This window comes from Streptosporangiales bacterium (assembly GCA_009379825.1).
In the GTDB taxonomy this organism is placed as follows: Bacteria; Actinomycetota; Actinomycetes; order Streptosporangiales; family WHST01; genus WHST01.
On sequence record WHTA01000120.1, the window covers coordinates 1 to 11157 of the forward strand.

Sequence of the window (11157 nt, forward strand, 5' to 3'; positions counted from 1 at the left end):
AGACCCGCCAGACGCTCGCCGACGCAGGGCGGGCATCTGCTCCGGTGCCTGCTGGTCTCACTGACCGGCAGGCGAAGGTCTGGGCCGCGGTCGCCGCCGGCCGGTCCACCCCGGCGGACATCGGCGCGGACCTTGAGCTCGCCAAGTCGCAGACGTACAAGCTGCTCGCCGAACTCACCGAGACCGGCTACGTCCGCAGGACCGCGAAGGGCCGCTACACGGTAACCAAGTGACCGTTTTCGTGCCAACTACGTGCCACCCGCGGCGACTCACCGTCGACACCATCGGGCACCGTCGACAGAATCGGTGCAGGCCACAGCACCGACGGCTCTGTGGCCTGGGGCAACAAACACATGAGCACCGTCAGCGACGCGTCGTAGCCGCGGTCAGTCCAGCCGGGCGGCGGGCAGGTCCGCGAGGATCGCGTCCACGGTCTGCGCCACCGACAGCTCCGAGGTGTCCAACCAGCGTCCCCGCCGCGGCGTCTCGTCGCGCAACGCGCGGTCGAGCGCGGCGAACTGCTGGTCGTCGGCGTAACCGGTCTTCTGCCTGGCCGCCTCGCGCCGCGCGACCACGTCCGGGCGCGGCGCGAGCACGACCAGGTAGCGCGGCCGGCTGGGCTGGTGACGGCGTCCACCAGCTCGGGCAGCAGGTGGCCGACGGCGATGTCCTGCAGCACGGCGGCGAACCCCGCGGCGGCGTAACCGTCCGCGACCTGCGCGGCCAGCCGGTAGCGCAACCGCAGCTGCGCGAGCGCCTCGCCGGCCGGTTCGCCCCGCGGCTCGGCGCGCCCACCCACGACCATGCGGCGGAAGGCGTCACCCCGCACGTGCGCGGAGCGCGGCAGCCGCTGCGCGAGAGCCTGCGCGACGGTCGACTTGCCCGCGGCCATCACCCCGGTCAGCACGACGACCGATCCGGCCAGGCCGTGACCGTCCGCAGCACTTCGTATGTCCGACACGAGTGTCAGACGGTAGCGTCGGGCTGCAACCGTGCGCGAGGAGGCCTACATGCGAGTGCTCGTTTCGGTCGACATGGAGGGCATCGCCGGCGTGGTCGCCGGTGACGACGTCCAACCGGGCCACCACGAGTACGAGCGCAACCGCGCGTACATGACGGCTGAGGCGAACGCCGCCGTGCGTGGCGTACTTGCCCACGACCCGGACGCCACGGTACTCGTCGCCGACGCGCACTCGGGCTTCCGCAACCTGCTCCCCCACGAGCTGGACCGTCGGTGCACGCTGATCCGCGGCAAGCCGCGCGCCCACGGCATGGTCGCCGGCCTGGACCACGACGTGGACGCCGTCGTCTTCATCGGGTACCACGGTCGCGCCGGCCTCGGCACGTCGGTGCTCTCGCACACCATCAGCGGCGCCGCCATCAGCGCGGTGCGCTGCAACGGCCGCGAGCTCGGTGAGACCGGGCTGAACGCCGCGCTGGCCGCGCACTACGACGTGGCACCCGTGCTCGCCGCCGGCGACGACACACTGGCCGGCGAGGCCGAGGAGGCCGTGCCAGGCATGTTCGGCGTGCCGGTGAAGTGGGCGCTCGGGGCGTACGCGGCACAGAACCTGCATCCGGAGGAGGCGTGCGCCAGGATTGAGGCCGCCGTGCCCGACGCGCTCGCCGAACGTGCGAACGTCCGGCCGCTGCACGTCGAGGCCCCGGTCGACCTGGAGGTCGACCTGGTGCGCCCGGGTATGACCGAGCGCGCACTGCTCGTCCCCGGCGTCAAGCGCCGGGGCGGCCGCACGCTCGGCTACGTCGCCGACGACATCGCCGCCGCACACGACCTGGTCACCCTGTTCGCCGTCCTCGCCACCACCGACTGACACCGACCGCCGCCGGGCGGCGGGTAGAGCTAGGCTGGAGGGGTGCGAATTCCCGGTCGTAAGCGCGCCGCCGTCTACACGGTCACGGACGCGGCACGGCCGTACTCCGAGGACATCGACTCCCGCCGCAAGCGGTACATGTTCTGGATGGCGGTACGTACCGTCTGCTTCATCCTGGCGATCGTGCTGGTGCTGGTGCTCGATGGCCAGGCGCGGGTGATCGCGTTCTTCGCGGTCGCGCTGCCCGCCATCGTGCTGCCGGTGCTGACGGTGATCTTCGCCAACGCCGGCCGGGAACCCGCAGGCGAGCGGTTCGCGACGTACGAGCCCGACCGGCCGGAGCTCACCAACTCCAACGGCAACGGCAGCGGCCCCGTGGAGTCATCCTGACCGACGACGACACCCTCATCTGCTCGGCCAAGGGCTGCCGCGAGCCCGCCGCCTGGCAGCTGCTGTGGAACAACCCCCGCATCCACGAGGACGCGCGCAGGAAGACCTGGCTCGCCTGCGACGAGCACCGCGAGCACCTCACCACGTTCCTCGGCCGCCGCGGCATGCTCCGCGAGGTCGAATCGCTCGCCTAGCCGTCGCGCAGGTACGAGCGGACCCACGCGACGCCGACGGCGATCGCGGCCGCGACTACCGCTACCGGAACGGCGATGAGCAGGAAACCGTAGACGCCGATCACTTGAGTGCTCCTTCCGTAGCCAGCTTGACGTCGTCGTGGTGCACCAGCCGCGGACCCCGCGGCGCAACGGCGTACGTGACGAAGTACACGACCGCGTTCACGACCACGCCGAAGACGATGCCGCTCACGCCGTACGGCTCCCCCAGACCCCACGTCCAGATCGCGCCGCCGAGACCGCCGCCGACCATGGCCGCGAGGCCGGCGGACGAGCTGCGCAGGCCCCACACGACGGCGACGACGAGCGGCAGCACGACGGTCGGCGCCCACAGGTTGAACGCGAGCAGGAAGGCGTCGATGATCGAAGGCGCGGTGCTGGCGAACGCCACCGCCGCGACGCCGACCGCGAGCGTGCTCAGCCGCTGCACGAGCAGCCGATGCCGGTCGCTTGCGTGCGGCCGGATGAACGGTACGTAGATGTCCTTCACGAAGACGATGGCCGTCGAGTTCAGGTACGACGACGCCGTGGACTGGATCACCGCGAGCAGCGCCGCGAGCGCGAGCCCGGTGGCGCCGACAGGCAGCAGGTTCGCCATCACCGTCGGCAGCGCCTGGTCGGTGGCGATCTTCGGGTAGAGGATCAGCGCGACCAGGCCGATCGAGCCGGTGACGAAGTAGAACGCGAGCGAGAAGAACCCGGACACCACGTAGCCGCGCCGCGCGGCTCGCGGGTCGCTCGCCGCGAACGCCCGCTGCGCGAACGGCGGCGTCATCGTCTCCCCCAGCAGGAATGTGATGAACGTGCCGACGAACGCCACCACCGTCCAGCCGCCGAGGAGGGTCAGGTGGTCGGCGGGCACCCGCTCGACGATCTCGGCCGGCCCGCCGACCTTCACCACGCCGAGGACGAGCGCAACCGGCACCAGGATGCCGAGCACGAGGAACTGCACCACGTCGGTCTGCACGACCGCCCACATGCCGCCGAACGTCGAGTACAGCAGCACGACGCCCATGCCTATCAGGATGCCGACGAACAGCGAGATGTCGAGCATGGTGGTGAGCAGGGTGCCCACCGCGAGGATCTGGCCGCCGAGGATGCCCGCGCACAACCCCAGCGACAGCAGGCCGGAGATCAGCCGCGCGCCCTTGCCGTAGTGGACCTCCATCACGTCGCCCACCGTGTGCGCGCCCTCGTAGCGGCGCAGCTTGTGCACCATGAACTGGCCGACGAGCACCGTCTGCAGGCCGAACGCGAAGAACGCGAACATGAAGACGTAGCCGTCCTTCAGCACGTTGCCCGCGTTGCCCATGGCGGCGCCGCCGCCGAGGAACGAGGCGGCCACGGTCGCGAAGAGGATCGGCCAGCCGAGGCGGCCGCCCGCGACCGCGAAGTCGTCGGACGAGCGGATACGGCGCACCGCCCGCACGCCGATCACGACGAGCACCGCGAAGTACAGACAGACAAAGACCCAATCGATAGCCCTCACCGCACGGCCTCCTTCTGTAGGACAGGTGTGGCTGGACGCGCCGCCGTGCTCGGCGTGCGTCTCTCGTCAACGGGACGGGCGCGGTTGCCGGTGAGGCACACCGCACCGGTACTGCACCGCCGGTACCTAAGGCGTGGTCAGTGCGAAGACGCGGCCTTTGGCACCGGACGGCAGATCGCTCAGGTCGGGCAAGCCGTGCCTCCTTCCCGCAGCAGTCCGGTGTCGCTGGTCTGCGGCAGCTGCCACACGGCCGGCACGTCCGCGCCGGCCAGCAGGTGGCTGGCGAGGACCTCGCCGGTGTACGGCCCGTACGTGATGCCTTCCCCCTCGTGCCCGGCCGCGACGCTCAGGCCGGGCGCGAGCCGGCCGACGTACGGGTAGCCGCCGGTCGCCCACGGCCGGAAGCCGACCCAGGAACGGGTCACCCGGCACGACGCGAGCCCCGGGTACAGGCTCACGGCGGCCGCGCACATCCGGGTCACGAGGTGCGGGTCGACCTGGTCGCGCAGGCCGACCCGCTCCCTGCTCGCCCCGATCAGCACGGTGCCGCTCTTCGTCACGGTGACCAGCGGCACGACGTGCAGGTCGGGGTCGGCGCTCTGCGCGACGTCCGCGTACGTGGACCCCATGGCACCGCAGCGGACCAGCTCGGCCGCCTTCCGCTCGACCACGAGCACGTGCCCGCGGCGCGGCTCGATCGGCACCCGGTGACCGCTGCCGGCGAGCAGCTCGCCCGTCCAGGCGCCGGCGGCCACCACGACCTCGTCCGCCGGGTGGGTGCCGTCCGCCGTCCGCACCTCACCCGGCCGCACCGCCTGCACCCGGGTGTGCGGGCGGACCGTCGTGCCGGCCGCACGCGCCAGCCGCAGCATGGCCAGCGTCGCGAGCATCGGCTGCAGCTCCCGGCTCTCGACCACCTGGCTGCCGAACCGCACAGGTGCGAGTCCTGGCTCGACCGCCACGCACTGCGCACCCGTCAGCTCTCGCACGTCGACGCCCGCCGCGCGCAGGGCCGCGACGCGTTCGACCAGCGCGCGTTCCTGCGCCTCGTCCTGCGCCACCATGAGCAGCTCGTTGGACTCGAACTCGATGTCGCCGACCTGCGGCAGCAGCCGCTGCCAGGTGGCCAGCGCCGCGCGGACCAAAGGGACGTCCGCCGGCCGCTTGTTGCCGAGGAAGAGCGAGCCGTCGGAGCGTGCCGACGCACCGCTCGGCGGGTCGCCGGCGTCGAGCAGCTCGACGCGGGCGCCCTGCCGGGCCAGCGCGTAGGCGCACGACGCACCGACGATGCCGCCGCCCACCACGATGACCTTCATGACGCGAGCGCTCCCACCGTCATCGGGCGCGCCGGCAGCCTGCTGGCCAGCCGCCCGGCCGTCCCTGCCGCGGCACCGTTGACGTCGTCGGTCAGCTCGCCGGCCAGCTGTGCGCACATCCGACCCTGGCACGGACCCATCCCGCACCGGGTGCGCATCCGCACGCCCGCGACGGTGGTCGCGCCGTCCCTGGCCGCCGCCCTGATCCGACCCGCCGTGACGCCCTCGCACCGGCACACCACCGCACCGTCCGCCACGTACGCCGCCAGCGGCGGCGGGGCGAGCGCGCGCTGCGCGGCGCGGGCGAAGCGGGCCAGCCGGCGCCACCGCCCGGTGTCGGCAAGCGCCGCGAACCCGGCGTGGGCCGCGGCAGAGCTGCCGGCCACCAGCCCGTCCGCCACCGCCTTGCGGTGGCCGCCGATCCCGACGACCTCACCGGCGGCGAACACCCCGGGGACGCTCGTCCGCGACCGGTCGTCGGCGGCGACGAACCAGGTGCGCTGCCGTTGGTCGAACCGCAGCCGGCAACCCGCCAGGTCCGCCACGGCGAGCTGCGGCAGGAACCCGTAGCCGAGTGCGACTGCGTCGCAGCCCACCTCTCGGCGCCGGCCGCCCGGCACGTCGACCAGCACCGCCGCCTCCACCCGACCGTCGCCCACGACCTGCTCGACCACCCAGCCGGCATGCAGCGCGACGCGGTGCCGCAGCAGCGTACGGGCCGTACCCGACCGCCTCAGGCACCACCTGGGGAGCGTGCAGCACCCCGGCGCCCAGCCACGGCAGGTGGGTGAGCGCGATCTCGGCGACGCCGCCGCCGGCGCGGACGACCTCGGCGGCGACCGGCAGCGCGAACGGCCCGGTGCCGGCGAGCAGCACCGCGTCGCCCACCCGCACCCCGTCCTTCGCCAACGCCTGGGCGGCCCCGGCGGTCAGCACGCCTGGCAGCTCGCCACCGGCGACGGCGAGCGGCCGGTCGTACGCGCCCGTCGCGACCACCAGGCTGCCGAACTGCACCGCGTGGTTCGTCGTACGCAGCTGCCGCGCGGCCGGGTCGACGTGCCAGACGCTCTCCGCAAGCAGCGTCTCCGCGCCGCTGGCGCGAAAGCGGGTCGCGACCGGGTGGTCCACGCGCGCCGGCGGCCGCGGGCGCAGGTACTGACCGCCCACGATCGGCTGCTCGTCGACGACCAGCGTCCGCGCACCGGCCTCGGCCGCGACGGCGGCGGCCGCGAGTCCCGCCGGACCGGCGCCGACGACGAGCACGTCCACGTCAGGCATCGCTGCTCCGCACCAGGCAGGTACGCACGGTCGTGCCCGCCACCTGTCGCTCGCACTGCTGGCAGACACCCATCGCGCAGAACACGCCGACGCCGTCGGCCATGGCCGCGGCGAGCGACGGGTACCGCCGCAGCTCCTCGGCCAGCAGCGACCGGCCGGGGGCGTCGGCGGTCACGCGGTCACGGTCGGCGGTCATAGGTCTCGCCCAACCGGTAGTCGGTGACGAGCTGCTTCAACTCGTCGAGCAGGCCGCCGTGCAACCGCTGCAGCGGCAGCCGCGGCCCGCCTACGGCGAAGCCGAGCAGCTCCAGACCGGCCTTAACCGCGACCGGGTTCGGCATGCCGTAGCAGGCCCGCATCAGCGGCAGCATGGCGATCTGCCGTTGCCGCCAGTGCGCGAGGTCACCGGTGACGTTCGCCGTGTCGGAGAGGTACGCCAGCTCCCGCGGGTGCAGGTTGCCGGTAATGTTCGCCATCCCGTCGGCCAGCGCCACCGCGGTGGGCAGCAGCCCGTAGCCGGGGTTGTCACAGGCCAGCACCGACAGCTCCCCGCCGGTCAGCTCGATCACCCGGGAGATCTGCGACGCGTCCGCCACCGCCTCCTTGTCCGCGACGAAGTTGCTCGCCTCCCGGTGGAACGCGGCGATGGTCTCGGGCTCGATGTTCCTGTGCACCCGCATCGGGTTGTTGTAGACGGCGACCGCCAGCTCGGTCGCCGCGGCGACGGTGACCAGGAAGTCGAAGATGGCGGTCTGCGGCGGCAGCGAGTACGCCGGCACGGTCAGCACCACACCCGCGGCGCCGTGGTCCTCGGCGAACCTGGTGAGGTCCACGGTCGCTGCGGTGGTGGCGCAGGTGGTGCCGTAGAACGCGTGGATCTTGCCGTCCGCGTACGCGGCGGTGCGCCTGATCACCTCCCGCCGCTCCTCCGGGTCGAGCATCGACACCTCACCGGCGGAACCACAGATGAGCACTGCGCTCGAGCCGTTCGCGGCCTGGAAGTCGACGAGCCGGCGGAACTCGTCGTAGTTGATCGAGCCGTCCTCGTGCATCGGCGTGGGTATCGCCACCCACGAGCCGCTGATGGACACCGGTGTGGTCATGTCAGCTCCGTTCGGTCAGCCGTGCACCAGAACCTCACGGCGGATCTCGCCGGCGGCGAGCCGGCCGTAGGCGTCGTTGACCTCGTCCAGCCCGACCTCGCGGCTGACCAGCTCGCGCAGCCGGAACCGGCCGTCCATGAAGAGGTCCACGATCATCGGCAGGTCGAGCCGCTGCCGCACGCTGCCGAACGACGTTCCGGTCAGCACCCGTTCCTGCAGCAGCAGACGCGGGTCCAGGCTGATCCGCGTGCCGTCCGGCGTGACGCCCGCGACCACCGCGGTGCCGCCGCGGTGCAGGCAGTGGAACGCCAGCTCGACGGTGGCCTGGGTGCCCACCGCCTCGATCGCGTAGTCGGCGCCGTCGCGGCCGCAGATCTCCTTGAGCTGCGCCAGGCACCGCTCGCTGTCGGTACCGTCCACGGTGTGGGTGGCGCCGAACTCGCATGCGGTCTCCAGTTTGTGCGGCAGCCGGTCCACCGCCACCACCTTCGCCGCGCCGACCAACCTGGCGGCCTGCACTGCGTTGAGCCCCACGCCGCCGCAGCCGATGACCACGACGGTGGCCCCGGCGTGCACCTTCGCCCGGTTGATCACGGCGCCGGCGCCGGTCGCCACGCCACAGCTGACCAGACACACGACCTCGAGCGGCGCGTCCCTGCGGATCGGCACCAGGCACTCCTCGGGGACGACCGTGCGCTCGGCGTGCGAGGAGATCTGGAACAGGTGCAGCACCTCGCTGCCATTCTCCGCGAACCGTGCGGTGCCGTCGGCCATGACCGTACGCGGCTTGTCGCGCAGCTCGCAGAGGTTCGACCGGCCGGCTGTGCAGTACCAGCAGTGCCCGCACGACGGCTGGTACGACGTGAGCACGTGGTCGCCGACCGCGACCCGGCTGACGCCGGGCCCGACGGCTGCCACCACGCCCGCGCCCTCGTGGCCGAGCACCGCGGGCGCGGGGTGCGCCATCGAGCCGTCCATGATGTGCAGGTCGCTGTGGCACAGCCCGCTGGCGGCGTACCGGACGAGCACCTCGTGCTCCCGTGGCGCGCCGAGGTCGAGCTCGGTCACGTCGAGCGGCTGGTCGACGCCCCTGAACACTGCTGCCTTGGTGCTTGTGGCCATGTCCCTCGTTCCCGGTATGCGTTACTCGATCGCCGCGACCGGCGTGCCGAGTAGGTCCTCGTCCACCTCGCCGAGCCCGAGCCCGGGGCCGGCCGGCAGCGTCCCTCGGCCCGCCTCGTGGCGCGGTGCCACGGCGGACAGTCGTTCCTTGACGAACACGTTGGTGAGCGAGCCGCTGAACAGCCACTCCGGCTGCGTGCTCGCGGCCAGCTGTGCGGACGCGGCGGCCAGCACGTCACCGGCGCCGCCGTCCTCGATGATCACCGGTACGCCCATCTCCTCGCAGAAGTCGCGCACCTGGCGCAGCGGTGTGATGCCGCCGAACCGTGAGAGCTTCAGCATCGCGGCGTCCGGGGCCTGACCAGCCAGTGTCGACCAGATCTCCCGGCCGCGGCACATGGTCTCGTCGAGGATCAGCAGGCAGCCGGTACGTTCGCGCACCTGCAGGCACTCGTCGACCGTGCGGCACGGCTGCTCGACGTACCTGCGCCCGCCCAGCTCCGTGACGACGCGCACCGCCTGGTCCTTGCGCCAGTTGGTGTTCGCGTCGAACACCACCGTCTCGACGTCGGCCAGCTCCGTCAGGCACGCCCGCGCCCGCTCGACGTCGAGCCGCCAGTCGTCGCCGAGCTTCACCTGCACCCGGCTGTAACCCTCCTCGGCGAATGCCGCGGCCGCGGCGCGCATAGCGTCCGGCGTGTCGATGCCGATCGCCCTGATGACGGGGAACGACGCCTGCAGCACACCGCCGAGCAGGTGCGCGACCGGCATGTCCGCGGCCTTGCCGAGCACGTCCCAGCACGCCAGGTCGATCGCCGAGCGTGCATAGTGGTGTCCCTTCAACGCCTTGCGCATGAGCAGCTGGACCCGTTTCACGTCCCGCGGGTCGGCACCGACCACGGCCGGGCCGAGCACCCGCAGCGCCTCGCGCGCGCCGTCGACGTGGGCCGCCATGTACGACGGGAACGGGGTCTGCTCGCCCCACCCGACGACGCCCTCGTCGGTGTGCAGCTTCAGCACGACGCCCTCGAGGTCACTCACCACCTTGCCGCCGGACATCACGAACGGCGCACCCGCCGCCGTGTACCTGACGTCGTATAGCTCGACCTTCGTGATCCGCATGGCGTCCTCCCGCCGATCCGCCGCTACCCGGCCGCAGGCAGGCCGAGCGAGACCGCCTTCGTCTCGGTGAAGGCAAGCAGGCCGTCGCTGCCGCACTCCCGCCCGACACCGGACATCTTGACGCCACCGGACGGCAGGCACGCCGCGGACGGCGCAGGGTCGTTCACGCCGACCACCCCGAAGTCGAGCCGTTCGGTCATCCGCAGCGCGCGGCCGAGGTCGGTGGTGAAGACGTACGCGGCTAGCCCGTACTTCGTGGCGTTCGCGTAGCCGAGCACCTCGTCCTCGTCGCGGAACCTGGTCACCGACAGCAGCGGCCCGAACGTCTCCTCGTGCAGCATCCGCGCCTGCGGCGCAACGTCGGTGACGACCGTCGGCTGGAAGAACGTACCCGGCAGCCCGTCCGGGTGTGCGCGGCCACCGCCGACCAGCGTGGTGGCGCCGCGCTCGACCGCGTCGCGCTGCAGGCCGAGCAGCCGCTGCACGGCGGCCTCGTCGATCAGCGGGCCGATCCGGGTCTGCGGGTCGAGACCGTCGCCCACGCGCAGCGCCGCGACGCGTTCGGTCAGGTCGTCGAGCACCGGCCTCGCCACGTCGTTGTGCAGGAACAGCCGGTTGGTGGAGATGCACGACTGGCCGCCGTTGCGGTAGCGCGAGGCGATCACCGCGTCCGCGACCGCGTCGAGGTCGGCGTCGGGGAACACCACGAACGGCGCGTGGCCGCCGAGCTCCATGCTGACTCGCTTCAGCCCCACCGCGGCCAGCTCCGCGAGGCTGACGCCGACGGCGGTACTGCCGGTGAACGTGATCTTGCTGATCAGCGAGTGCTGGGCGAGCACCCGCCCGGCACCCGCCGAGTCGCCGTTGGTGACGATCTCCAGCACGTGCTCGGGCAACCCGGCCGCGGTGAGGATCTCGCCGATCGCCAAGGCGGTCAGCGGCGTGGTGGGCGCCGGCCTGAGCACCACAGTGCAGCCGGCCGCGAGCGCCGCGCCGACCTTGCGCGTCACCATCAGCGCAGGGAAGTTCCACGGCGTGATCGCGGCGACCACGCCGACCGGCTGCACGACGGTCAGGTACCGCCGGTCCGGCGCCGGGCTAGGGATGGTCCGCCCGTACGCGCGCCTGCCTTCCTCGGCGTTCCACTCCAGGAAGTGCGCGGCGACGCCGACCTCGCCGCGGGCCTCGGCGAGCGGCTTGCCGCTCTCCAGCGTCACCGTACGGGCCAGCTCGTCCTGCCGGGCGCGCATCAGGCGCGCGGCCTCCTTCAGG

Annotated in this window: 13 protein-coding genes and 1 pseudogene; 4 read left to right on the plus strand and 10 right to left on the minus strand. The window is 72.5% G+C overall.

Annotation, left to right across the window (positions count from 1 at the left end; all coding sequences use genetic code 11):
- The first annotated feature begins 44 nt into the window (after nucleotides 1–44).
- Nucleotides 45–233 (plus strand): helix-turn-helix domain-containing protein, encoded by a 189-nt coding sequence (locus GEV07_29250; GenBank protein MQA06617.1) that lies wholly within the window; start codon nucleotides 45–47, stop codon nucleotides 231–233.
- A 153-nt stretch (nucleotides 234–386) separates the two neighbouring features.
- On the opposite strand, the pseudogene GEV07_29255 reads toward GEV07_29250, so the two are convergent.
- Nucleotides 387–925, minus strand: a pseudogene (locus GEV07_29255) (AAA family ATPase).
- Nucleotides 926–1010: 85 nt separating this feature from the next.
- Here GEV07_29255 and GEV07_29260 point away from each other — a divergent pair.
- The 3 genes from GEV07_29260 to GEV07_29270 are packed head-to-tail and all read left to right on the plus strand — an operon-like array spanning nucleotide 1011 to nucleotide 2416.
- A complete protein-coding gene (locus tag GEV07_29260) occupies nucleotides 1011–1832 on the plus strand; it encodes an aminopeptidase (GenBank protein MQA06618.1) in 822 nt (273 codons plus the stop codon).
- 42 nt (nucleotides 1833–1874) lie between these two features.
- Nucleotides 1875–2222 carry a DUF3099 domain-containing protein gene (locus GEV07_29265; protein MQA06619.1) on the plus strand — a complete coding sequence of 116 codons (348 nt, stop codon included), beginning with the start codon at nucleotides 1875–1877 and terminating at the stop codon, nucleotides 2220–2222.
- Entirely contained in the window at nucleotides 2219–2416 is a 198-nt protein-coding gene (locus GEV07_29270) for a hypothetical protein (protein ID MQA06620.1), read from the plus strand. Before GEV07_29265 ends, GEV07_29270 begins: the two co-directional genes overlap by 4 nt.
- Before the next feature lie 100 nt (nucleotides 2417–2516).
- Here the strand turns inward: GEV07_29270 and GEV07_29275 are convergent, their stop codons facing one another.
- The 9 genes from GEV07_29275 to GEV07_29315 form a co-directional block, all read right to left on the minus strand.
- Nucleotides 2517–3944: a sodium:solute symporter family protein gene (locus GEV07_29275; GenBank protein MQA06621.1), complete on the minus strand. Its 1428-nt coding sequence runs from the start codon at nucleotides 3942–3944 to the stop codon at nucleotides 2517–2519.
- Between the two features lie 179 nt (nucleotides 3945–4123).
- On the minus strand, nucleotides 4124–5260 hold the full coding sequence (locus tag GEV07_29280; protein MQA06622.1) for an FAD-dependent oxidoreductase: 1137 nt from the start codon (nucleotides 5258–5260) through the stop codon (nucleotides 4124–4126).
- Nucleotides 5257–5805, minus strand: a complete 549-nt coding sequence (locus GEV07_29285) for a hypothetical protein (GenBank protein ID MQA06623.1) — start codon at nucleotides 5803–5805, stop codon at nucleotides 5257–5259. The genes GEV07_29280 and GEV07_29285 overlap by 4 nt, the downstream gene beginning before the upstream one ends.
- Nucleotides 5693–6538 carry an FAD-dependent oxidoreductase gene (locus GEV07_29290; protein MQA06624.1) on the minus strand — a complete coding sequence of 282 codons (846 nt, stop codon included), beginning with the start codon at nucleotides 6536–6538 and terminating at the stop codon, nucleotides 5693–5695. Before GEV07_29290 ends, GEV07_29285 begins: the two co-directional genes overlap by 113 nt.
- A complete protein-coding gene (locus GEV07_29295) occupies nucleotides 6531–6713 on the minus strand; it encodes a hypothetical protein (protein MQA06625.1) in 183 nt (60 codons plus the stop codon). The genes GEV07_29290 and GEV07_29295 overlap by 8 nt, the downstream gene beginning before the upstream one ends.
- A gap of 4 nt (nucleotides 6714–6717) precedes the next feature.
- On the minus strand, nucleotides 6718–7641 hold the full coding sequence (locus tag GEV07_29300; protein MQA06626.1) for a dihydrodipicolinate synthase family protein: 924 nt from the start codon (nucleotides 7639–7641) through the stop codon (nucleotides 6718–6720).
- Nucleotides 7642–7656: 15 nt separating this feature from the next.
- On the minus strand, nucleotides 7657–8763 hold the full coding sequence (locus GEV07_29305) for a zinc-binding dehydrogenase (GenBank protein ID MQA06627.1): 1107 nt from the start codon (nucleotides 8761–8763) through the stop codon (nucleotides 7657–7659).
- A 21-nt stretch (nucleotides 8764–8784) separates the two neighbouring features.
- Nucleotides 8785–9885 (minus strand): mandelate racemase, encoded by a 1101-nt coding sequence (locus GEV07_29310; GenBank protein MQA06628.1) that lies wholly within the window; start codon nucleotides 9883–9885, stop codon nucleotides 8785–8787.
- A gap of 23 nt (nucleotides 9886–9908) precedes the next feature.
- Nucleotides 9909–11157: aldehyde dehydrogenase family protein (locus tag GEV07_29315; GenBank protein ID MQA06629.1), on the minus strand; the 1249-nt coding region annotated here is incomplete at its 5' end.